This is a genomic window from Ochrobactrum chromiisoli (genome assembly GCF_026241335.1).
Lineage (GTDB): Bacteria > Pseudomonadota > Alphaproteobacteria > Rhizobiales > Rhizobiaceae > Brucella > Brucella chromiisoli.
Genome location: NZ_JAPHAV010000017.1, coordinates 1 through 21,949 on the forward strand (window position 1 = coordinate 1; position 21,949 = coordinate 21,949).

Here is a 21,949-nt window from a genome sequence, read left to right on the forward strand (position 1 = left end):
CCAAAATCAGGAATCCCATAGGCATGAAATATCGATGCGAAACTCGCGATATGCACAGTGTTTGATATTTCTGACTTCGACTCAAAAACAAAATCAAAAGAACTGCCAACAAATCTGCCCCGGTTACGTTTATCATCGATAGAAGAACCGAAGGCTAGGCTTGTGACGAACAATCATATCAAATCAGCGACATGTTCAGTAATTGGCATAGCTATCGGTTTTTTTGTCGCGTCTTTCGTAGTTCGTTTCGTATCTTTAGAAACCCCGGTATATATGTGGGATTGGGGTTCATATTTTCGTCTCTACCAGAAATTTATGTCTTTGGTCTCCAATGGAGGAGATTGGATGACATGGCTAGTACAGTCTATCATTAACGACGACTACAATCTCTCTACACTACCTTTTCTATATCCATTCTATGTTTTCTTCGGCACGTCACGTATCGGCTATATCTTAGCTATCGTATTTACTTATATGCTTCCCGCAATTGGATTAGCATATATAATCTCGCGCTCATCAATTATCAAAACAGTTGAATTTCGACTACCATTGATAATCTCGTCATTCTCCATAGTGTTTTTTGCTCATCCACTTTGGTCGGCCACATTGAGAGGATACCCGGATATTGCGGGACTGATACCACTAGGTCTTGCAACTCTGCTTTTCAATACTTGGTTGCAACGCGGAGGACGTAATGCTGTCCTTTACGGTATTTTATACGGCCTTTTAGTTTGGCTCGCGTTTATGTTTCGTCGCTGGTACGCTTTCTCGTGTGTCGGGATTGGAGTGGCTACTTTTCTTATTCTCTGCCTTGAAATCTACTCATCACAAGAAAACAGAGCAGAATTATTAAAGCGTTCAATCACATTTGTGATATCCTCTTCTGCTGTTACTATAACTATCCTTTATTTTTTGCAGTTCGATATCGCGATCAGGTCAATAAGTACACCGCACGGACAGATGTTCTCTGCTTATCAAAGACCATTCTTGTTTCAGGCTCATCAGCTTATCATGACTCTTGGGTATCCGTTGTTTTTTGCGTTCATTGCTGGTGTAGCATTGGCACTGAAAAACAAGAACAAGACAATTTTATTTACTTCGATATGCAGCATATCAACTTATCTGATATTTTCTAGAACCCAAGCTCCTGGCTATCAGCACATATTACCTATCATTTTTTGGTCGTTGCCAGCAATGGCGTACAGCGTTGCCATATTGCTGTCTTGGGTTTGGCTAAGAACATCTTACGCCATTGCATCCGCACTATTGATCTATTGCGCCATCAATTTTTTTTCCGTCTTCATGCCGACTGTTAAAAAACACGTGGCTCCAATCTCCATACTCTTCAGCGCATCGGAAACGGCTCCTTTGGTTATGCCTGGATACAAAAACTTTCAGGCCATGATCAATGACCTAAAAGAAATCATACGTAACGATGACAAGGTTGGTATATTTGCGTCGAATGAAACATTATCTGATGCATTGGTTGAAGCTGCTGACTACAGTTTCCGTGACCATATTGCATGGGTCGCACAGATTGACCAACGAGACGGCTTCTGGCTGGACGGCATCATGGCAAAATACGCATTGACTACCAACGAGACGCTATACCACGTCAACCCAGATGGACAGCGTGTGATAGGACTTCCATCTGAACTATTACGAGGCGCAAAGGGGTTCGGGGCCAACTATACTAAGATTAGAGAGTACGCCCTGCAAAACGGCATCGTAGCGTTTCTATATGAGCGTAAAGTTCCGTACTCTCCACGCGAAGCTGAGGAGCTTACAAAGGAGTTCCAAGAGTTTTATCCTGAATGGAAATGGGATGGATATCGCTTTATTCTCACAGAGGTAGGTCAAAAGTTAAAGCGTGAGAAAGAAGAGGGTGGCTAGCAAACCAGCCATTCTTCTATTTCCTCAGAAACCTCGCGTAACAATAACCATCTATCAGCTTTCAACTGATCTTTGCGTATCCGCAATTTCCCGATTAGGCCAACAGGAGCCCCTTCTGGTCTTTTCTCACGCGGGACATATGGCGCACCCTCCCTGAATTCAGGGGGCATAACTCTCCTTTTGCCATTATTAATAATAGCATCTTTCGGAGGGGTGGCATCAACAGGGATGCTGTCCATATAGTAACTATGCTCAATTACTCGTTCCGCCTCAATCTCGCGATTTACCACAACGACCAGGTCTTTTGTTTGAGTGGTGAATTTCGCCGGAAGCTCTATTCGGCCAGGTAAAGCGTCTGATGCTAGGCCGTGTGGACGGGTTTGATTAAGATGAAAACCGCTGCGATTGGGACGATAGATCGGAAGTTTCTTCCTGTTTTCTCGCAGCGTAATGCGACACGTTTGAAGCGTTTGAGCTTCCCCATCATTTGTTCGATACGTGCGCGACCTCGGTAAAGTGCAACGGCAAAATATTTCGGAATATTGCGCCTGTTTGATCTGTAAGGGATCACAGGGATAGCCCCAGTTTTTCGCGCAGTCTCTCTGTTAACGTCGCTATCATAGCCCTTGTCAGCAATGATAGCGCGGTGCCTGATTTGAGGTCCAGTTTCCATGAGGCTTTTAAACTGTTTGCGATCGGAAGCTTCACCACCGGTCAGTTCAAACCCAAGGGGCTGACCATTTCGATCGGTTTTCAGATGGATTTTAGTTCCAAACCCTCCACGCGAACGCCCGAGCGCTTGACCTTTCTACCCCCTTTTGCACTGGCAGCAGAAACATGGGCGCGAATGACGGTGCTGTCAAACATAGCAATCAGATGAGCGCTTTCATCAAGCCCTGCCAAAATAGAAAACAGTCTTCGAAAGCACCCGCTTTACCCAAGCGATCAAAGCGCTTCCATATGCTGTTCCAATTACCATACCGTTCCGGCAGTGCTCGCCACGAGATATTGTGGAGGGTGAAATAATGTAGCGCTTCAAAGAATAGACAGTCATTTTTGGCTTTCGCGCCATCGGCTGGCAGACGGGCGCGGAAAACCTCCAGTGCCAGTTCATAGTCACTCTCTGTCATCTTGGTGCACATTGCCGACCTCCAAACACGTCGACAACATATGAATCACCTCAACTGATAATCTGGAACCCGAAAACCTATACCTGAGTCAATTCGTCCACATGGCCTAAACATAATGCAAACGGCCTCGCATCTGAAATCGCATGTATATAAAACTGCAAAATTCTCCTCCTTAATGTCCAATAGTCTATTCAAGGAGGCGGAAGAAAACCGTGACAAGTCCAGGACGTGCATATTCTTTTTTCCGCTTTGACTTGTGTAGGCGCCAATATTGCAGGAAGGCATAAACAGAGGCCGATGCCCATTAAATCCTGCTCCATTCCTCCATTTTCTCACTAATAATTTTCTTAAGAGTGGGAAACATAGGCGGTTGGGACCGGCCCGAGAGACGAACAATGCCAAATTGAGAACGATGTGAAACAGGTTTGATTGGAACCTCTACAAGCTGGCCCGAATCCATTAGCTCATGCGCTGGTGCAAGGACACCATAATAGACCGTTTCGCTATGTAATACAGTTTGCAGAAGCCCATCTATGGCATCTGAATGAAACGTTACACTCTCGTCCGGATGGGCTTGTGGTCCATACATAGCAACCATATTTCGTATCTGTTCAGGCGCGAGCATCGTGGTTGCCAACGGCCAAGGACCCAGATCAGAGAAGCTGACATTTTCACGTTTAGCAAGCGGGTGTTCCGAATTGGCAAGAAACCCGGCGCGCAATTCTGGCAGCAATTCTATGCTCAAATCTGCGGTAACCGGTACTCCTTTGATTTCAACGACAAGCATATCAAGTGTTCTATCGCGCAAAGCCTGAACCTGTAGCGGGATGGAGCCGCGCATAAGTAAAATATGCAATGATGGATTTGTTGTCGAAAACCGGCTGAGCAATGGAGCCGTCAGCAACGCGCTTGGCGTGGAGCCAAGACCAATTCTTATGCGTCCTGCGCTGCCTTCATGTTGTTGTTTGACAACGCGGTAAAGTTCTTCGGTTTCGAAAATCACTCTTCGTGCATGTTCAAGAACCACATGGCCGAAGGCGGTTACTTCGCAGCGTTTGCCAATGCGGTCGACAAGCTTCATGCCGAGTTCAGCTTCAAACTGCCCGATACTTCGAGAGAGGGCCGGTTGTGTCAGACTGATGTGCTCGGCCGCTCGCGTAAAGGAGCCTTTCTCCGCAAGAGCAATAAAATGTCGTAGCTGCTGGATGTTCACGTAATTTTCCTAAATTAACATGAGTATTATGCATGATAATCAAATTTACTATGCATTGGACAAATAGAAAAGCAACCCGTAGCTAGCGGAATAGAGAACAAAATCTATGGGGCAAATATGCAGGATATCAGAGAGCTGATCGAACGCGACGCTGGTGAATTTATTGCGATCAGGCGTGATCTGCATCAGCACCCGGAACTTGCTTTTAAAGAAACCCGAACTGCGGGCATTGTTGCTTCCCTTTTGGAAGGGTGGGGCTACACAGTTGAGCGCAATATCGGCACAACGGGGGTTGTCGGGCGGCTGCGTCATGGTGGTTCAACGGCGTCAATTGGACTGCGTGCTGATATGGACGCCTTGCCAATCTTTGAAGAAACCAATCTGCCCTATGCCAGTGTGAATGCCGGTGTGATGCATGCCTGTGGTCACGATGGTCATACAACAATGTTGCTTGCTGCCGCTAAAGCAATTGCTGAGCGTCGTAACTTCAATGGCACCGTGAATCTCATTTTCCAGCCGGCAGAAGAATATGGCCGCCCCGACAGTGGTGCAGCACGCATGGTTGCCGATGGGCTATTTCAAAAATATCCGTGTGATGCCGTTTTTGGTATTCACAATATGCCGGGCGTCCCACAGGGACAGTTGCAGTTTTACGATGGCGCGATGATGGCGTCTTCGGACAGCGTTTTTATTACCATCGAAGGCCGCGGAGGGCATGGCGCTCTGCCAAATAGAACAGCCGATCCGATTGTCGCGACGGCATCAATCGTTATGGCATTACAGACGATTGTGGCACGCAATGTTAATCCGCTTGATACGGCTGTGGTAACAGTCGGTGTTATGCAGGCCGGTGTAGCGAACAATGTAATTCCTGAGACGTCGAGAATAGAACTGACGGTGCGCTGTTTCAAACCAGATGTCCGGGATCTTCTTGAACAGCGGATCACCGATCTTGTAACATCACAAGCGCAGAGTTTCGGCGTGAAAGCCACCATTGATTATTGTCGCGGTTATCCTGCGCTGCTGAATTCTCCGAACGAGACGGAGTTTGCTCGTGACGTTGGAGAAAGCTTTGCTGCTGAAGGCAATTTCGTTCGTCAAACGACGCCGATGACCGGCAGTGAAGACTTTGCTTTTATGCTCGAAGAATGCCCCGGCTCCTATCTTTTCCTGGGCAACGGTGATCAGGCAGGCCCACAAAGTTGCGCTCTGCATAACCCCCACTTTGATTTTAATGATGCAAATATCGTCGAAGGTGCCGCTTATTGGGTCACGCTCGCAGAAGCGTTCCTGAATCGCAAAGCAGGCCACGAAATCTGAGTAGATTACTACATCCATTGGAGGACAATGATGAGCGCTTCTGCAATACACAGAGCGACCCCTGGGGCAGTCAATTCGATTGATCAGGAGTATAAGCCGCCGGTTAAGGCAATAGCTGCGGCAGTCGCAGGGAATGCACTCGAGTTTTACGATTTCATCGTCTATTCGTTTTTCGCAGTCTATATCGGGCAGACATTTTTCCCGTTGGGCAGTGAAACAGCCAGCCTGCTTGCCTCTGTCGCCGTGTTTGGCGTTGGCTTTTTTACGCGCCCGCTGGGCGGCGTTTTGATTGGTGCATTTGCTGATAAAGCAGGACGTCGTGCAGCCATGATTTTGACTGTGACCCTGATCACGGTGGGCACGCTTGGACTTGCGGCAACGCCGGGATATGAAGCCATCGGGATGGCGGCGCCAATCATCGTTTTGATGTGCCGCCTGTTACAGGGGTTGGCTTTGGGCGGTGAAGTAGGCCCTGCCTCGGCAATGCTGATTGAGGCTGCCCCACGCGAAAAACGTGGCCTTTACGCAAGCTGGCAGATCGCAAGCCAAGGCATCGCTGTTGTCGCTGGTGGTCTTATGGGCGTTCTGGTTTCGTGGTATCTGCCACATGAAGATCTGGTGTCCTGGGGCTGGCGTATTCCATTTCTGGTATCTCTCGCTCTGATCCCATTGGCAATCTATATCCGCCGTGCATTGCCTGAAACTCTGGAAAAGCCGAGCGAAAAAAGCGGGACACAGATCGTTACATCGGTCTTTTCTGATCATGGGCGTTACCTCGTTCTCGGCGTTCTGGCGATTATTTCGACCACCGTATCAACCCAGGTCGGTAACTTCATGACGACCTATGCGATTCAGACGTTGAAATTGCCTGCAATCCTTGCTCAGGCCGGAACTGTTCTCGGCGGAACGATGACATTTCTGTTTGCGCTGGTTGCTGGCTATCTGGCTGACAAATATGGTCGCAAGGGTGTCATGATCTGGCCCCGTATCATTTTGATGCTGGCAATCATCCCGTTGTTTTTCTGGCTCTCTGTATCCAAAGATGCGACAGTTCTGCTGATCGTGACCGCCTCTGTTACTTTGCTGACTGCAATGAGCGGTGCCGCGAGTTTGGTGGCTATTCCTGAGATGATGCCGATCGCCTTGCGTGCAACGGGTGTTTCCCTGATCTATGCGATTGGCGCGACGCTTTTCGGCGGAACAACACAGTTCATTATAACCTGGCTGATCGGTATTTTTGGTGCCGTTGCGCCTGCATATTATGTGGTTGCAACCAGTATCATATCGCTTATCGCAATGTTTATGATGCCGGAAACCCGTGACTTTGACGTAAAGCGGTAAGGCAACAACATCTAAAAATGGACAGAATGGCTTAGTTGGTTTAGCCATTCTGTTTCATGTGCTGTGATTATTCGTATGAGAAACGTCATCGCAGTTTTCCGATAGATATTCGTTATGCGATGCGACCTTCAAAGGTGTGGATTTGAAACAGCGTCTGCGCGCCGTTCTCTGCGAAATCGAGGCTGACCTTAAAACGGCGGGGGATCGTGGTAAGGTCGCCGACTATATCCCGCCTCTTGCACGGGTTGATCCTTCAAAGTTTGGCATAGCGATTATGCTGCATGATGGCACATTGATTTCTGCCGGAGATGCTAAAGAAAAATTCTCAATTCAGAGTATTTCCAAGGTCTTTGCGCTCACACTGGCACTTGGAAAACTAGGTGACAGTATCTGGAGGCGTGTCAGCCGTGAGCCATCCGGCGATCCCTTTAACTCAAGTATCCTGCTCGAACTGGAAAAGGGAATTCCGCGCAATCCGTTTATCAATGCCGGTGCAATTGTTATTGCCGATCTGTTGCTCAGCACGCATAAGCCCCGTGAAACCATTGGCGAGATCGTTCGTTTTGTTCAGTCAGCAGCAGACGATCATGACATCTATATTGATGAAAATGTAGCCAAGGCGGAAGACCTTACTGGCTTCAATAATGCTGCACTTGCCAATATGCTAAAGGCCAATAACAATCTCGATAATATACCGTCTCATGTGCTGGGTGTTTATCATCACCAATGTGCACTGGCGATGTCGTGTGAACAGCTCGTCCGTTCTGCGCTTTTCCTTTCCAGCTCCGGTCGAGACCCGATCAGCAAACACCGCATTGTCAGCGTCGAGCGTGCACGCCGCATAAATGCCCTTATGATGACCTGTGGCCATTATGACGGCTCTGGTGATTTCGCATTCCGGGTTGGCGTGCCGGCAAAAAGTGGCGTGGGTGGGGGGATTCTGGCGGTTGTGCCCGGTATCGCTTCAATAGCTGTTTGGTCTCCGGGACTCAACCAACATGGCAATTCATTATTGGGAACGCGTGCTTTGGAAATCTTGTGCTGGGACATGAATTGGTCGGTGTTTGGCGGTGTTTAAACGATTGTGATGGCAAGCACCCGATCTCGCCATCAACGTTCCGGACGATTATGTTGTGCGCGATATGCACTGACGCTTAGGTGAAAGTCATGCAGCGAAGGCGAACAACGGCGGCTTTCCCCTGTCTGAGCGTCCTGGCGCAGCAGATCGCCTGTTCACTTTGGTGTCCGAAGGATGTGGCCCATCCGCTCGCGTATAAATCGCTGGTCCAGTTCGAGATGATGAACCGAAAATTAGTGCCAAAAGCTCTTCACTAAACAGGGGCAAGCCCACAGAAATGCTCTGCACTTTTGCTGAAAATATTGCATATAAAAACAGCCGCCCTTGCGAGGCGGCTGTCATTCTGAAAATTCAAATTGCTATCATCGGTACGGCGAATAGCACTGCTGGCGAGGCCCATTATATGGCTGGAACGTGTTGTCCGAAGCGCGATAGGACTTATAGCGATTATAGCACCACTGAACATGGTTGTTGCTGTAACGATATACCGGCTGCGGTGCCGGCTGGTTCGCAATTGCGCCGCCAATGATTGCACCAGCGCCGAACGCTGCCAGCGGATACCACCAGCCATCATTGTGACGGCGGTAGCCGTTACGATAATGGTTATAGCCACGATGGCCGTTCCAATAACCCGGACGCGGGCGATGATTGTCATTCCAGCCGGGACGTGGGCCAGGACGGTGACCATTCCAGCCCGGACGTGGACCGGGGCGGTGGCTATTCCAGTTGCCGTTACCGTGGCGCCGCCAGCGATCATCCCGAACATTGGCAATGTTATCGCTACTGGCGATTTGTGCAGTGGGCAGGACCGGCGATGCGGAAACAGGAGCAATCGCCCCCACTAAAAATGTTGCGCCAATCAAGCCGACCATCATTTTTTTCAGTGAATTAATCATATTCTTCTCCACTTCAACTGCAAACATCATGATTGATGGTTGATGAACCTGCGCTGAATAGTAGGGATAAATATATAGCGGCCCAAAGGCCTGACAAGGAACCGCGAGAAATCTGCGCAAACCTTTTTGTGTAGATCTGCATAAGACGTTTTGATTGCAACAGGCTGTTGAGGCAGAGGCATTTTGACATCTGGCAGTATACCTACAAAAACGTCATATGCTGCGATCATGAAAGAAAGCTCTGCATCCCCCCTTCCCGAAAAATCCGGCGACGGATACCGCCCAACGCATTTTCTGCCCATATCGTCAAACGATCAGCCTGTCGATTGGCTGATCACTGACGGTTTAACGGATTACGAAGAAGCGCTCGCCTTTATGGAAGCGCGTGTCGCAGCCATTCGCGAAGGGACAGCAAATGAGCTGATCTGGCTTGTTGAACACCCTTCACTCTATACCGCAGGCACCAGCGCAAATTCCGAGGACCTGCTGACACCGGATCGCTTTCCAGTGTTCAACACCGGGCGCGGTGGCGAATATACTTATCACGGTCCCGGCCAACGGGTGGCCTATGTCATGCTCGATCTGAAGCGTCGCCGCGAAGATGTGCGCGCATTTGTGACGGCGCTAGAGCAATGGATCGTCGAAACACTTGCACAATTCAATATCAAAGGCGAACGGCGCGCAGATCGCGTTGGCGTCTGGGTTGTTCGCCCGGAAAAGCCTCTGCTTGCCACTGGTGGCATGTGCGAAGACAAGATTGCCGCGATCGGCATCCGCCTGCGCCGCTGGGTGAGCTTCCACGGCATTGCCATCAATGTCGAGCCGGAGCTCGAACATTTCGGCGGCATCGTACCGTGCGGGATTGCTGATTACGGCGTGACAAGCCTCGTCGATCTGGGGCTACCGGTGACGATGGGCGATGTCGATGTGGCATTGGGCAAAGCTTTCGAAAGCGTCTTTGGCCCTCGTCAGACCAAATAATCAGACGCTCTTCACGCGCCGCTCGCGCATAAACACATAGAAACCTGATCCCACGATAATTGCGATTCCGAACCATTTGGAGGGCGTTGGGAAATCGCCGAAGACAATCAAACCGACCAGAACCGCATTGACGATCTCCAGATACTGGAACGGCGCGAGCATCGACGCCGGTGCAAGCTTGAATGCCTGCACCACCAGAAGGTGACTGACAGTGCCGATTGTACCCAGCAAAAGCAGAAGCAGCCAGGGCTGTAGACTATGCGGCAACGAAAAACCTAAGTCTTGCACGCCCATAGCCGTGCCGAAAACCATAAACAGCCCCGCAATCAGCGATCCACCGATACCGGCGTAAAACTGCATCACGACCGGGCCTTCTTTCGCACCATATTTCCGGTTCAGGATCAGATAGATCGCAAAAGTTACAGCCGTTGCGAGAGGCAACAAGGATACTGCGCCGAAAATCTCGAAGCTTGGCTGAATAACGATCATCGTCCCGATCAGGCCGATACCAACAGCGCTGAAACGACGCCAGCCGACTTTCTCCTTGAGAAATACCGCTGAAAGCAGCGTCAGGATCAACGGCTCGGCAAAAAACACCGCCATGGCATCCGCCAGAGGCATATATTTGACGGCAGTGAAGAAACACGTTCCGCCAAAGCCCATCAGTGCGCCGCGCACAAGATTGCCGACAAGATGCGTGGTCCGCAGCGCTGCGATCCCGCCCATCACAACAAGGATCAGGAACATTAGCCAGGATTGAATGAAAAAGCGCATAAAGGTGACGGTCGCCGGCGGCATATTATCCATCATCGCAAGCCATTTGCCGATGGCATCCATAAGCGGCAACAGCAATACCGAGAGCACCATGATCGCCATGCCCTTTACATGCGCTTCTAAGCCGCCTGCCGCCCTGCCCTGCATCTCGCTACTCGCAATTTTCTCAACTCCATTGCGCTTACGCGAATGCCATGCCCGTTTCCATCCTAATTCGATTACGAAAAGCGCCCGGTTTGACTTTCGCCACGTTTCTGGTGCAAATCTGTTGCGCTGCGAGCAAAATCATTTGATAACTCCGGGCAAAAGCGGAACGTAAGGCGAACTTTGTTCGCATTGCGGGTATTCTCATGGCATTATCATTGTGATTCGCAGACAACTTATTTCGTGCCGTTCAGTGGGGACGGTTCTTTCGGTTTCAGACAGAAAGCTTTTCGGACAAAGATGGACGACAGCAACGATCTCTTTTCCAGAGTAGTCAACAATGCCCGTGAACGGCAGATGGAGCAGCAGCCCAAAAAGGCGCCTGCATCGACGCCTGTTGCGCCAACGGCGACGCCATCATCTGCACCGAAGCCAGCACCTGCTGCAACCAAAGCTCCACCTGTTTCATCAGGCGGCGATGATTATAACGCCTCCTCCATTCGCGTTCTCGAAGGCCTTGAGCCGGTTCGTCTGCGCCCCGGCATGTATATTGGCGGCACCGACGAAAAAGCCCTGCATCACCTCTTCGCAGAAGTCATCGATAACTCGATGGACGAAGCCGTTGCAGGCCATGCCAATTTCATCGAAGTCAGTCTTGATGCCGAAGGCTTCCTGACTGTGAGCGATAATGGACGCGGCATTCCAGTGGACGAGCATCCACAGGTGCCGGGAAAATCGACGCTTGAAGTGATCATGACCAAGCTGCACGCAGGCGGCAAGTTTGACGGCAAGGCCTATGAAACCTCCGGCGGTCTGCATGGTGTCGGTGTCTCAGTGGTTAATGCGCTTTCCGATGTTCTGGAAGTTGAAGTCGCCCGCAATCGCCGTCTTTATCGCCAGCGCTTCTCGCGCGGCATTCCACAAGGCGGCCTTGAAGATGTCGGCGAAGTGCATAATCGTCGTGGCACGCGCGTCCGCTTTCATCCCGACCCGGATATTTTCGGAAAGGCTGCACATTTCGATCCGCACCGGCTTTACCGCATGGCGCGCTCGAAAGCCTATCTGTTTGGCGGTGTTGAAATCCGCTGGAACTGCGATCCATCTCTTCTTGATCCAAAAAAAGAAACACCCGAAAAGGCTGTTTTCCACTTTCCCGGCGGCCTGAAAGATTATCTCGCAGCCTCACTGGGTAAAGAGCATCAGGTGACGCGCGAGATTTTCTCGGGCCGCACCGAAAAGCAGGGCGGGCATGGCGCCGTTGAATGGGCTGTGTCCTGGTATGGCGGCGATGGTTTTGTCAATTCCTACTGTAATACGATCCCAACCGGCGATGGCGGCACGCATGAAGCAGGCCTTCGCATTGCATTGACGCGCGGCCTTAAGGCTTATGCAGAACTGACTAACAACAAGCGCGCCTCAATCATCACAACGGATGACGTGATGACATCGGCTGCTGCCATGATGTCAGTTTTTATTCGCGAACCAGAATTTGTTGGCCAAACCAAAGACAAGCTTGCGACGGTTGAAGCGCAGCGCATTGTCGAAAATGTTATCCGCGACCCGTTTGACCACTGGCTGGCGGCTTCACCGCAGGAAGCTTCGCGCTTGCTCGACTGGGTTGTTGATCGCGCCGAAGAACGCCTGCGTCGCCGTCAGGAAAAGGAAACCGTCCGCAAGAGTGCGACACGAAAGCTGCGCCTTCCGGGCAAGCTTGCAGACTGTACGCAGAATGCGGCGGCAGGTGCAGAACTTTTCATCGTCGAAGGTGACTCGGCCGGCGGCTCCGCCAAGCAGGCACGCAATCGTTCCAATCAGGCGATCCTGCCACTGCGTGGCAAGATTCTCAATGTGGCCAGTGCTGGCCGTGAAAAACTGACAGCCAACCAGCAGATTGCCGACCTCGTACAGGCACTGGGAGCAGGTACGCGCAAAAATTATCGCGAAGACGATCTGCGCTATGATCGCGTGATCGTCATGACTGATGCTGACGTTGACGGCGCGCATATCGCATCGCTGCTCATCACGTTCTTCTATCAGGAAATGCCGGACCTCATCCGCAACGGCCATCTTTATCTGGCAGTCCCGCCACTTTATCGTTTGAGCCAAGGCGGCAAAGTCGCCTATGCGCGCGACGATGCGCACAAGGATGAACTGCTTCGCACGATGTTCACCGGGCGCGGTAAAATCGAAATCGGCCGTTTCAAAGGTCTTGGCGAAATGCGTGCCGATCAGCTGAAAGAAACGACCATGGACCCAAAGAAGCGCACGCTTCTGCGCGTTCATGTCGATGAAGATTACGTTGATGAAACGCGCAGCACTGTTGATGATCTGATGGGTACAAAGCCGGAAGCACGCTTCCGCTTCATTCAGGATCGCGCTGCATTTGTGGAAGAGCTTGATATTTAAGCTTTTCGCCAGCCAGATCACAAAAGATAAACGTCAGCGTGTTATGCACGCTGACGTTTTTTCTATATGTTTCAGCTTTTCACATCGATGCCGAGCTTGGTTTGAATGTCATCGATCGACTCTTTAACGAAGAATGTCAGATCAGTGCTCAGCGTCACAATACGCGTTCCGGTGCCATATGCATTGTAAGACAGGACGTGATTGAAGTTGACGGCAACACGCTCGCCACTGACATCCGTAAGCATAATCCACATAAGCCCCTCCTGCTGAAAAATGATTCCTTACAGAGGATAGGCGCATATGCCCAAATGACAATGAAACTTTACAAGACGATCCGCATACGGACTTTTTCAACCGTTCGGCCAAAGCACTCCGACCATTCTTCGCTGCGGTGATAGATCCTGAACCCTGCTTTTTCATAAAGCCCGATTGCTGGAAAATTATCGGCATGGGTGCCAATTTCGGCTTCCACAAAACCATCAAGAACAATCTGTGCCATCAGTGCGTCAAGCAGGGCGCCGCCCACTCCCTGACCGTGAAAGGCAGGGGCAATCCAAAGATCAGAAACATAGTTTGTTTTCGGGACGGGAGCGCCCCAGCCGCAAATCTCGCCGCTTCGCTCCGCCAACAGAACACCATCGGTATTTTCGCGCAAATCGCGAAGGAATTTGGACTGAAGTTCTGACCGTCTTTCATCCGTCAGAACAATCTCACGCGCTGCGGTTTGCCATGCGCGCACCGCAATTTCAGCCATCAAAACAAATTCGCCAGACATAGAGCGCTGTGCGTCCACTTGGACGCACAAAGGTCGCTCTAATTTTTTATATTCTGGCTTCGATCCTCTTGAAAATCGATCCCGATTTTCGGATCGAAGCCGGGCACGGCGAATAAGAGTTTCAGATTTTACCACCACTTCTTTGGCGTAAAGCGTCCCGCAGCCTGCTCGATTGCACTTGCTGCCTGGAACAATGTTTCTTCCTCAAACGGACGGCCAATCAGCTGAAGCCCAAGCGGCAGGCCCTGATCGTTGAGACCCGCAGGGACTGCGATGCCCGGCAGACCAGCCATGTTGAGCGTGATAGTGAAGATGTCGTTGAGATACATCTTGACCGGATCGTTTGCGAGTTCCTTATCGCCAATGCTGAATGCAGCAGAAGGCGTAACCGGCGTCAGGATTGCATGAACGCCGCTTGCAAAGACATTTTCAAAGTCTTTCTTGATCAGCGTGCGAACCTTCTGCGCGCGCAGATAATAAGCATCGTAATAGCCAGCTGACAGAACATAGGTACCAGTCAGAATGCGGCGCTTTACTTCCTTGCCAAAGCCAGCGGCGCGGCTCTGTTCGTACATGTCGGCAATATCCTTGCCCGGTACGCGCAGCCCGTAACGCACACCATCATAACGTGCGAGGTTAGACGAAGCCTCTGCAGGTGCCACAATATAATAGGCAGCAAGCGCATATTTGGTGTGCGGCAGCGATACATCAACGACTTCCGCACCCGCATCCTTGAGATACTGAACGCCCTGCTGCCAAAGCTTTTCGATTTCTTCTGGCATGCCATCCATACGATATTCTTTTGGAATACCGATTTTGAGACCTTTCAGCGATTTGCCGATCGCTGCTTCATAATCCGGCACAGGCAGATCAACAGATGTCGTATCTTTGAGATCAAGCGATGCCATGGATTTCAGCAGGATCGCAGCATCACGTACATCGCGAGCAATCGGACCAGCCTGATCAAGCGACGATGCATAAGCAACGACACCCCAACGCGAAACACGGCCATAAGTCGGCTTGATACCCACTGTGCCTGTGAAGGCTGCTGGCTGGCGGATCGAACCGCCGGTATCGGTCGCCGTAGCGCCTGCACAAAGATGTGCAGCAACAGCCGCCGCTGAACCACCCGAAGAGCCACCCGGCACCAGATCAACATCTGAGCCGTTTGCGCGCCAAGGGTTTTTCACAGGGCCATAATAGGAGCTTTCGTTGGACGAGCCCATGGCAAATTCGTCCATATTGAGCTTGCCCAGCATGACCGCGCCATCAGCCCAGAGATTGGCGGTGACGGTCGATTCGTATTCCGGCTTGAAACCATCAAGAATATGCGAGCAGGCCTGCGTGTGCACGCCTTTGGTCGCGAACAGGTCTTTCACACCAAGCGGAATACCTTCGAGAGCACCGGCCTTGCCTTCGGCAATGCGTGCATCCGATGCTTTTGCCATTTCGCGCGCCTTTTCAGGCGTCAAAGCGACATAGGCATTGAGCTTGTCATTGGCGGAATCAATAGCCGCAATATAGGCTTCTGTCAGTTCGGTCGCGGTGAAGGCTTTAGCCTTCAGCTTATCGCGCGCTTCGGCAATAGTCAGTGCGGTCAGTTCGCTCATCATCAAATCCTGTAAAGTCACGCCTCAGCAAGACGCTTTTCAAAAAAGGCGCTGTATTCGGAGTCAGGATAATCCAGAACCACTCCGCAACGCGCAAAACCCGAATTTTCATAAAGCCGCCAGGCCGGATCAAAGCCGGGGCCGGTACCCGTTTCAAGCACCAGCCGCGAAACACCCTTGGCTCTTGCCAGCTCGACAATTGCAGCGACAAGATGCGAGCCGATACGCTTGCCCCGGACTTCCGGGCGGGTGAACATGCGTTTGAGTTCTCCCACACCGTTATCGTGCATCTTCAGCGCACCACAGCCGACGGCCTTGCCATCTTCATCCCGTGCGACGAAAACCGTCGTATCCGGCTCAGCCATCTGTTCAACAGTCATCTTGAACTGGAACTCGAGAGGCGAAAGCGGCAGCATATGCGCGTTCAATGCTCTAACAAGATCACGCACATCATCCTGCAATGGGGTCTCGACGGAAACCCGAACAGCCATCGACTTACTCCACGACCTTTGGCACCACGAAGAAATTGTCTTCGGTCACAGGCGCGTTGGCAACAATGGCATTGGCGATATTGCCGTCCGTCACTGCATCTTCACGCAGACGCATCTTCATCGGCGTTACAGAAGTCATGGGTTCAACGCCCTCAATATCGACTTCGTTCAATTGCTCGACAAAGCCCAGAATTGCATTGAGTTCACCGGTCATGCGCTCGGCTTCGTCTTCATTGACGGCGATGCGCGCAAGATTCGCAACGCGCTTGACGGTGGAAATATCGACGGACATCCTGTTCTCCGCAAATTTATAATTTAGGGCAGCGAACCGCCACCCTGAAAAGGTTCTTTTACCGGCTATAGCGGTGCAGGTTGGGAAGCGCAACATTTCTTGCGCTTCCATCCGCAGTTAGAACGTGTGGACAGTGCCGGCGTCAGCGACAAGCACCTTCGTTTCTTTATAGTCAGACATTGCCGCAACAAACTTGTCTGCGGTCTTTTCAATGAATGGGAACGAGGCGTAATGGCATGGCAGAACGGTTTTGAAATTGAAATAGCGCTGGCACGCAAGCGCTGCCACAGCACCACCCATCGTAAAACGATCTCCGATAGGCACAATGCCGATTTCTGGCTGGTGCAGTTCATTGATCAGCGCCATATCGGAGAAAATGTCCGTGTCACCCATATGGTAGAGTGTCGGCGCATCCTCAAAATGGAATACCAGACCGTTCGGATTACCCATTGATTGCGTGATGCCATCTTCAGTCATCATGGCGGAAGAATGCAGCGCATTCACAAACGTTACGCTGAACCCCTCGCGAACAATGGTTCCCCCTGTATTACCCATGCTGAATTTTTCCAAACCTTGGCGGCCAAGCCAACCGGTAATTTCGGGGTTCGCAATCACAGTCGCACCGGTTTCTTTGGCAATCTCAACAGTGTCACCAATATGATCGCCATGACCGTGGGTGAGCGCGATATGCGTGACGCCCTTGGTCGCTTCTTTGAAATCAATGCCTTTAGCGCCTGGGTTTCCATGAATGAACGGGTCGATCAGAATGACCGCCTTATCTGTCTCAACGCGAAAGGCAGCGTGGCCCAACCAGGTGATTTTCATTGTGTTTCTCCTTGCGGCTCGATTTTCAGTTTCAAAACAGATATTACGGCTCAATTCCATCAGGCAATATGAAGCCTGATCAAAATACTATGAGGACCTATGGCCGTCGTTGAGATCGAAGACATTTTGGAAATTCTGCAACCCGGCCAGACAATTGCCGGGCTTGATCTTGGCACCAAAACGATTGGCCTTGCTGTTTCCGATCTTGGCTTGTCATTCTCCCATCCCCGCCCCGTTATAAAACGCACAAAGTTCACAATCGATGCACAGGTGCTGTTAAAAGCGCTCGAAGCAGACAAAGTCGGCGTCATTATTATTGGCCTGCCGATGAATATGGATGGCTCAGCCGGGCCCCGCGTTCAGGCAACCCGCGCCTTTGTGCGGACCATGCAGCCGCTGACCGATCTGCCCTTCGTGTTCTGGGACGAGCGCCTGTCGACGGTCGCCGCTGAACGCGTGTTAATCGGTATGGATGTCTCTCGCGGGAAACGGGCCGAACGCATCGATTCGGCCGCGGCTTCCTTCATTCTGCAAGGCGCGCTTGATCGTCTGCACCTGCTTCGCTCATCGCCTTATGATGATGACGATCACGACGCCGGATAAAGCTGATCAAGGATCCGATTGGCGTCGTGGCGCGCATCCAGCATGCCATAGGTTGAGCGCCATTGTCCGCCCAGACGGGTTTCAATAAAGGCGTCTGCAATATCATCAGCCCCGAGATTTCGCAGTTCGGCTGCAGCTGCGGCATAGGCAAGCTGCTCTGTCAGAAGACGCGCAACACCCTGATCGGATTCGGTCAATTGCAAAGCAGCCTGAAGCACATCAATGGTACCCTGCCCGCGCACGCCAAGCTTTTCGCTAATCCAGTCCAGCACTTCATCAAATAAAGATGGGGCACGCGACAGCACGCGCGCCACATCAAGCGCCATGACATTGCCCGAGCCTTCCCATATTGCGTTGACTGGGGCCTCGCGATAGGCGCGCGCAAGATTGCCATCCTCAATATAGCCATTGCCGCCGAGGCACTCCATCGCTTCGTAAAGCAGTGACGGGGCAATCTTGCAGACCCAATATTTAACAACCGGTGTCATGCAGCGTGCAAAAGCCGCTTCCGCACGGTCCGTTGCAGCCATATCGAATGCGCGCGCAAGGCGCATGGAAAGTGCTGTCGCACCTGCAACATCCAGCGCCATATCAGCAAGAACCCGGCTCATCAGCGGCTGTTCGATCAGAGGCTTATCGAAAACAATGCGATGGCGGGCATGGTGAATAGCCTCCGCCAACCCCGAACGCATCAGACCGGCAGAGGCAACCGCACAATCCAGCCGCGTCAGCGTCACCATATCCATAATGGTTTTAACGCCTTCGCCGGGATTACCGACCAGATGACCGATAGCGCCATCAAATTCGACTTCTGCCGAAGCATTGGACTTATTGCCGAGCTTGTCTTTGAGACGCTGGAAGAAAAAGCCGTTGCCAGCCGCCCCATTGGTCAATCGCGGCAGCAGGAAGCATGAAAGCCCCTCCTCCGCCTGCGCAAGCACCAAAAATGCATCGGACATGGGCGCGGACATAAACCACTTATGTCCGCTCAATGTATAAGTGCCATCCTCATTGCGTTCGGCGCGGGTCGTGTTGGCGCGAACATCGGTACCGCCCTGCTTTTCGGTCATGCCCATGCCAAGCGTGATACCCTGCTTGTTGAATGCAGGCTTTTGCGAGGAATCATATTTGCGCGACAAAATCTGCGGCGACCATAGCTTGTAAAGATCAGGCGAAGCCATGACAGCCGCAAGCGACGCATTGGTCATCGTCAGCGGACAAAGATGCCCGGCTTCAAGCTGAGCAGTCAGAAAGAAACGGGCAGCGCGCGCCTGATGGCGGCGTCCGGCTTCTGCAGGATTGGCCTCCCAGATCGAGCAATGCAGGCCCTGCGCAATCGAACGACGCATCAGCGCATGATAGGCCGGATGATATTCCACCAGATCAATGCGACGCCCCTGACGGTCATGACTGCGCAGCTTTGGCAGTTCCGTATTGGCAAGACGCGCAAGATCCTGCGCTTCTGCCGACATGACAAAACGACCGTTGCTCTCCAGATCGGAATGCAGTTCTTTTGGGAAACGTGCTGCAATCTGCATGAGAAGCGGATCGCCCAGATATGCATTCGTGCCCGTCATAAACGGGGTCTGGTTGGTAACTTCATGCGTTTTCACAGGCTGATCCGTTTGGTTTGTTCAATTCAATGATCTCAATACAAGCATTTTAATGCCTGCTGATTTAACATTCTATGCTTTCTTGCGTTCCAATTTCCTAACATTTTCGCACACACATGCAATTTCTGCGCAAAACAACACAGGTTTTTCTTTGTGAATCGGCCAAAGCCATTATAAGGGCGGTTACTGTCCAGCTTTCGCGGCTCTAAACGCCGGTTCTAAACGCCGGTTCTAAACGGATGACTTGCCATGACCCAACAACCGGCCTCTCCGATTTTTCCTCATCGCCATCTGCTTGGCATCAAGGGGCTATCGCCCCTGGACATTAATTGTCTTCTTGACCTTGCAGATCAGGAAGTGGCTGTTTCCCGACAGTCCGAGAAGAAAAAATCCGTGCTGCGTGGTCGCACCCAGATCAACCTGTTCTTTGAAGCATCGACGCGAACGCAATCATCGTTCGAACTCGCCGGAAAACGGCTGGGCGCAGACGTGATGAACATGTCGGTCGGCAATTCGTCGGTCAAGAAGGGCGAAACGCTCATCGACACAGCCATGACGCTGAACGCCATGCAGCCGGATATTCTGGTCATACGCCATGCATCTGCGGGTGCAGCCGCACTTCTTGCGCAAAAAGTCGGCTGTGCTGTGGTCAATGCAGGCGATGGCGCGCACGAGCACCCGACACAGGCACTGCTTGATGCGCTGACAATCCGCCGTGCCAAGGGTGACATTGGCAATCTTATCGTTGCCATTTGCGGTGACGTACTGCATTCGCGCGTTGCGCGCTCAAACATCCTGCTGCTCAATGCGCTTGGCGCACGCGTCCGCGTTGTTGCCCCGTCAACCCTGCTGCCTGCTGGCATCGCTGACATGAGTGTTGAAGTTTACAACACGATGGAAGAGGGTCTCAAAGACGCCGATGTCGTGATGATGTTGCGTCTGCAACGCGAACGTATGGCGGGTTCATTCGTGCCTTCAGTGCGCGAATATTTCCACTTTTATGGCCTCGATAATGAAAAGCTCAAATATGCCAAGCCTGACGCTCTGGTTATGCATCCCGGTCCGATGAACCGCGGCGTCGAGATTGCATCCGATGTGGCAGATGGACCGCAGAGCATGATCCAGCAACAGGTTGAAATGGGCGTGGCTGTGCGCATGGCAGTGATGGAAGCTCTGCTTGATCCGCGTCGCGCAGAAACCGCAGGAGAACGCGCATGAGTGCGATCCTTTTTGAAAATGCCCGCATTGTTGATCCATCGCGCGGGCTGGATGAACACGGCAGCTTGCTCATTCAAGATGGCAAGATCACCGCAAGTGGTGCTGATGCCCGCAATCAGGGCGCACCGGAAGGTGCGGAGGTCGTCGATCTGAACGGCATGGCAATCCTGCCCGGCCTGGTCGATTCGCGCGTCTTTATCGGCGAACCGGGCGCTGAACATCGCGAAACGATTGCTTCTGCCAGCCGTGCCGCCGCAGCGGGTGGTGTAACCTCCATCATCATGATGCCGGATACCGATCCGGTGATCGATGATGTAGCGCTGGTCGAGTTCGTCAAGCGCACGGCGCGCGATACCGCGATCGTCAATGTGCATCCGGCAGCCGCCATCACCAAAGGCTTGCATGGCGAGGAAATGACGGAAATCGGCCTGCTGCGTGATGCCGGTGCGGTTGCCTTCACGGAAGGCCGCAACACGCTTATCAATACACAATTGATGCGCCGCGCTCTGACCTATGCGCGCGATTTTGATGCGGTGATTGCCTGCGAAACCCGTGACCCCTATCTCGGCGCCAATGGCGTGATGAATGAAGGCCTTTTTGCAAGCTGGCTCGGCCTTTCGGGTAGCCCACGCGAAGCAGAAGTCATCCCGCTGGAGCGTGACCTGCGTTTGGCCGCTCTCACCCGCAGCAAATATCACGCAGCCCAGCTCTCCTGCGCCATGTCTGCGGATGCGCTTCGTCGTGCGAAAGACCTTGGCACCAAGGTAACAGCCGGTGTTTCAATCAATCACCTGTCGCTGAATGAAAACGACATTGGTGAGTTCCGCACCTTCTTCCGTCTGTCACCGCCTCTGCGCAGCGAAGAAGATCGTCTGGCGATGGTTGAAGCAGTCAAAAATGGCACAATCGACATTGTCGTTTCGGCACATGATCCGCAGGACGTTGACACCAAACGCCTGCCTTTTGCCGATGCTGAAGCTGGCGCGATTGGTCTGGAAACACTACTGGCGGCGGCGCTTCGCCTGCACCACAACGACAGCATTCCGCTGCTGCGTCTGGTAGAAGTGCTCTCAACCGCTCCTGCACGTATTTTCGGGCTGGATGCCGGCACATTGATGCCCGGCGCAAAAGCCGATCTTGCAATCGTCGATCTTGACGAACCATGGGTGGTTCGCGAAGAAGACCTGCATTCGCGCTCGAAGAACAGCTGCTTTGAAGGTGCCCGCTTCCAGGGACGCGTGAACCGCACTATAGTCGGCGGCAAAACAGTTTATTCAGTTTAAAAATTTCAGATCAGCCGTCTTGATTTCAGGCGGCTTTTCTTCTCAACTGGTTTTAATAAAGTG

At 51.9% G+C, this 21,949-nt stretch carries 20 protein-coding genes and 1 pseudogene; 9 read left to right on the plus strand and 12 right to left on the minus strand.

Going from position 1 to position 21,949, the window contains the following annotated elements; translation table 11 throughout:
- The first annotated feature begins 57 nt into the window (after positions 1 to 57).
- A complete protein-coding gene (locus OPR82_RS19800; RefSeq protein WP_265986611.1) occupies positions 58 to 1,893 on the plus strand; it encodes a hypothetical protein in 1,836 nt (611 codons plus the stop codon).
- A 361-nt stretch (positions 1,894 to 2,254) separates the two neighbouring features.
- Here OPR82_RS19800 and OPR82_RS22835 read toward each other — a convergent pair.
- From OPR82_RS22835 to OPR82_RS19810, 3 genes and pseudogenes are all read right to left on the minus strand, one after another.
- Positions 2,255 to 2,683, minus strand: a pseudogene (locus tag OPR82_RS22835) (IS5 family transposase); the annotation flags it as partial.
- Positions 2,684 to 2,765: 82 nt separating this feature from the next.
- Positions 2,766 to 3,035, minus strand: coding sequence for a transposase (locus OPR82_RS19805; RefSeq protein ID WP_265986612.1), 270 nt, complete (start codon positions 3,033 to 3,035; stop codon positions 2,766 to 2,768).
- Positions 3,036 to 3,327: 292 nt separating this feature from the next.
- Positions 3,328 to 4,236 carry a LysR family transcriptional regulator gene (locus OPR82_RS19810; RefSeq protein ID WP_265986614.1) on the minus strand — a complete coding sequence of 303 codons (909 nt, stop codon included), beginning with the start codon at positions 4,234 to 4,236 and terminating at the stop codon, positions 3,328 to 3,330.
- 117 nt (positions 4,237 to 4,353) lie between these two features.
- Between OPR82_RS19810 and OPR82_RS19815 the strand changes: the two genes are divergently transcribed.
- The 3 genes from OPR82_RS19815 (at position 4,354) to OPR82_RS19825 (ending at position 7,975) form a co-directional block, all read left to right on the plus strand.
- A complete protein-coding gene (locus OPR82_RS19815; RefSeq protein WP_265986615.1) occupies positions 4,354 to 5,556 on the plus strand; it encodes a M20 aminoacylase family protein in 1,203 nt (400 codons plus the stop codon).
- A 30-nt stretch (positions 5,557 to 5,586) separates the two neighbouring features.
- Positions 5,587 to 6,897 (plus strand): MFS transporter, encoded by a 1,311-nt coding sequence (locus tag OPR82_RS19820; protein ID WP_265986616.1) that lies wholly within the window; start codon positions 5,587 to 5,589, stop codon positions 6,895 to 6,897.
- A gap of 142 nt (positions 6,898 to 7,039) precedes the next feature.
- A complete protein-coding gene (locus tag OPR82_RS19825) occupies positions 7,040 to 7,975 on the plus strand; it encodes a glutaminase (protein WP_407673280.1) in 936 nt (311 codons plus the stop codon).
- A gap of 362 nt (positions 7,976 to 8,337) precedes the next feature.
- Here OPR82_RS19825 and OPR82_RS19830 read toward each other — a convergent pair whose 3' ends face one another.
- Complete coding sequence (locus OPR82_RS19830) at positions 8,338 to 8,871, minus strand: BA14K family protein (RefSeq protein WP_265986618.1); 534 nt, start codon at positions 8,869 to 8,871, stop codon at positions 8,338 to 8,340.
- 228 nt (positions 8,872 to 9,099) lie between these two features.
- On the opposite strand from OPR82_RS19830, the gene lipB reads away from it, so the two are divergent.
- On the plus strand, positions 9,100 to 9,852 hold the full coding sequence (gene lipB, locus OPR82_RS19835) for a lipoyl(octanoyl) transferase LipB (RefSeq protein ID WP_265986619.1): 753 nt from the start codon (positions 9,100 to 9,102) through the stop codon (positions 9,850 to 9,852).
- Here lipB and OPR82_RS19840 read toward each other — a convergent pair whose 3' ends face one another.
- Positions 9,853 to 10,773: a DMT family transporter gene (locus OPR82_RS19840; protein ID WP_265986620.1), complete on the minus strand. Its 921-nt coding sequence runs from the start codon at positions 10,771 to 10,773 to the stop codon at positions 9,853 to 9,855.
- Positions 10,774 to 11,070: 297 nt separating this feature from the next.
- Here OPR82_RS19840 and parE point away from each other — a divergent pair, with 297 nt between their 5' ends.
- Positions 11,071 to 13,176, plus strand: a complete 2,106-nt coding sequence (gene parE, locus OPR82_RS19845) for a DNA topoisomerase IV subunit B (RefSeq protein ID WP_265986621.1) — start codon at positions 11,071 to 11,073, stop codon at positions 13,174 to 13,176.
- Between the two features lie 71 nt (positions 13,177 to 13,247).
- Here the strand turns inward: parE and OPR82_RS19850 are convergent, their stop codons facing one another.
- The 6 genes from OPR82_RS19850 to OPR82_RS19875 all read right to left on the minus strand — a co-directional run bounded on the left by OPR82_RS19850 (position 13,248) and on the right by OPR82_RS19875 (position 17,169).
- On the minus strand, positions 13,248 to 13,430 hold the full coding sequence (locus tag OPR82_RS19850) for a hypothetical protein (RefSeq protein ID WP_265986622.1): 183 nt from the start codon (positions 13,428 to 13,430) through the stop codon (positions 13,248 to 13,250).
- Positions 13,431 to 13,498: 68 nt separating this feature from the next.
- Positions 13,499 to 13,951, minus strand: coding sequence for a GNAT family N-acetyltransferase (locus tag OPR82_RS19855; protein ID WP_265986623.1), 453 nt, complete (start codon positions 13,949 to 13,951; stop codon positions 13,499 to 13,501).
- Positions 13,952 to 14,079: 128 nt separating this feature from the next.
- Complete coding sequence (gene gatA / locus OPR82_RS19860; RefSeq protein WP_265986624.1) at positions 14,080 to 15,561, minus strand: Asp-tRNA(Asn)/Glu-tRNA(Gln) amidotransferase subunit GatA; 1,482 nt, start codon at positions 15,559 to 15,561, stop codon at positions 14,080 to 14,082.
- A gap of 17 nt (positions 15,562 to 15,578) precedes the next feature.
- The gene (locus OPR82_RS19865) at positions 15,579 to 16,052 is read right to left on the minus strand and encodes a GNAT family N-acetyltransferase (protein WP_265986625.1); all 474 of its coding nucleotides are present in this window, start codon (positions 16,050 to 16,052) and stop codon (positions 15,579 to 15,581) included.
- Positions 16,053 to 16,056: 4 nt separating this feature from the next.
- A complete protein-coding gene (gatC, locus tag OPR82_RS19870) occupies positions 16,057 to 16,344 on the minus strand; it encodes an Asp-tRNA(Asn)/Glu-tRNA(Gln) amidotransferase subunit GatC (RefSeq protein ID WP_265986626.1) in 288 nt (95 codons plus the stop codon).
- Positions 16,345 to 16,461: 117 nt separating this feature from the next.
- A complete protein-coding gene (locus OPR82_RS19875; RefSeq protein ID WP_265986627.1) occupies positions 16,462 to 17,169 on the minus strand; it encodes a metal-dependent hydrolase in 708 nt (235 codons plus the stop codon).
- 99 nt (positions 17,170 to 17,268) lie between these two features.
- Here OPR82_RS19875 and ruvX point away from each other — a divergent pair, with 99 nt between their 5' ends.
- Entirely contained in the window at positions 17,269 to 17,772 is a 504-nt protein-coding gene (ruvX, locus tag OPR82_RS19880) for a Holliday junction resolvase RuvX (protein WP_265986628.1), read from the plus strand.
- Here ruvX and OPR82_RS19885 read toward each other — a convergent pair.
- The gene (locus tag OPR82_RS19885; RefSeq protein ID WP_265986629.1) at positions 17,757 to 19,385 is read right to left on the minus strand and encodes an acyl-CoA dehydrogenase family protein; all 1,629 of its coding nucleotides are present in this window, start codon (positions 19,383 to 19,385) and stop codon (positions 17,757 to 17,759) included. The genes ruvX and OPR82_RS19885 overlap by 16 nt on opposite strands.
- Positions 19,386 to 19,634: 249 nt before the next feature.
- On the opposite strand from OPR82_RS19885, the gene OPR82_RS19890 reads away from it, so the two are divergent.
- Both OPR82_RS19890 and OPR82_RS19895 read left to right on the plus strand, forming a co-directional pair.
- Complete coding sequence (locus OPR82_RS19890; RefSeq protein WP_265986630.1) at positions 19,635 to 20,603, plus strand: aspartate carbamoyltransferase catalytic subunit; 969 nt, start codon at positions 19,635 to 19,637, stop codon at positions 20,601 to 20,603.
- Positions 20,600 to 21,886, plus strand: a complete 1,287-nt coding sequence (locus OPR82_RS19895) for a dihydroorotase (RefSeq protein WP_265986631.1) — start codon at positions 20,600 to 20,602, stop codon at positions 21,884 to 21,886. Before OPR82_RS19890 ends, OPR82_RS19895 begins: the two co-directional genes overlap by 4 nt.
- Positions 21,887 to 21,949: the final 63 nt, after the last annotated feature.

What these genes read in the sequence shown, in the direction of transcription:
- OPR82_RS19820 (WP_265986616.1), top strand. Translation starts at nt 5,587, where the DNA reads ATGAGCGCTTCTGCAATACACAGAGCGACCCCTGGGGCAGTCAATTCG.
- parE (WP_265986621.1), top strand. Translation starts at nt 11,071, where the DNA reads ATGGACGACAGCAACGATCTCTTTTCCAGAGTAGTCAACAATGCCCGT.
- OPR82_RS19805 (WP_265986612.1), bottom strand. Translation starts at nt 3,035, where the DNA reads ATGTGCACCAAGATGACAGAGAGTGACTATGAACTGGCACTGGAGGTT.
- OPR82_RS19855 (WP_265986623.1), bottom strand. Translation starts at nt 13,951, where the DNA reads ATGTCTGGCGAATTTGTTTTGATGGCTGAAATTGCGGTGCGCGCATGG.
- OPR82_RS19895 (WP_265986631.1), top strand. Translation starts at nt 20,600, where the DNA reads ATGAGTGCGATCCTTTTTGAAAATGCCCGCATTGTTGATCCATCGCGC.
- lipB (WP_265986619.1), top strand. Translation starts at nt 9,100, where the DNA reads ATGAAAGAAAGCTCTGCATCCCCCCTTCCCGAAAAATCCGGCGACGGA.
- OPR82_RS19875 (WP_265986627.1), bottom strand. Translation starts at nt 17,169, where the DNA reads ATGAAAATCACCTGGTTGGGCCACGCTGCCTTTCGCGTTGAGACAGAT.
- OPR82_RS19830 (WP_265986618.1), bottom strand. Translation starts at nt 8,871, where the DNA reads ATGATTAATTCACTGAAAAAAATGATGGTCGGCTTGATTGGCGCAACA.
- OPR82_RS19815 (WP_265986615.1), top strand. Translation starts at nt 4,354, where the DNA reads ATGCAGGATATCAGAGAGCTGATCGAACGCGACGCTGGTGAATTTATT.
- ruvX (WP_265986628.1), top strand. Translation starts at nt 17,269, where the DNA reads ATGGCCGTCGTTGAGATCGAAGACATTTTGGAAATTCTGCAACCCGGC.
- gatA (WP_265986624.1), bottom strand. Translation starts at nt 15,561, where the DNA reads ATGAGCGAACTGACCGCACTGACTATTGCCGAAGCGCGCGATAAGCTG.
- OPR82_RS19890 (WP_265986630.1), top strand. Translation starts at nt 19,635, where the DNA reads ATGACCCAACAACCGGCCTCTCCGATTTTTCCTCATCGCCATCTGCTT.
- OPR82_RS19840 (WP_265986620.1), bottom strand. Translation starts at nt 10,773, where the DNA reads ATGCAGGGCAGGGCGGCAGGCGGCTTAGAAGCGCATGTAAAGGGCATG.
- gatC (WP_265986626.1), bottom strand. Translation starts at nt 16,344, where the DNA reads ATGTCCGTCGATATTTCCACCGTCAAGCGCGTTGCGAATCTTGCGCGC.
- OPR82_RS19865 (WP_265986625.1), bottom strand. Translation starts at nt 16,052, where the DNA reads ATGGCTGTTCGGGTTTCCGTCGAGACCCCATTGCAGGATGATGTGCGT.
- OPR82_RS19850 (WP_265986622.1), bottom strand. Translation starts at nt 13,430, where the DNA reads ATGTGGATTATGCTTACGGATGTCAGTGGCGAGCGTGTTGCCGTCAAC.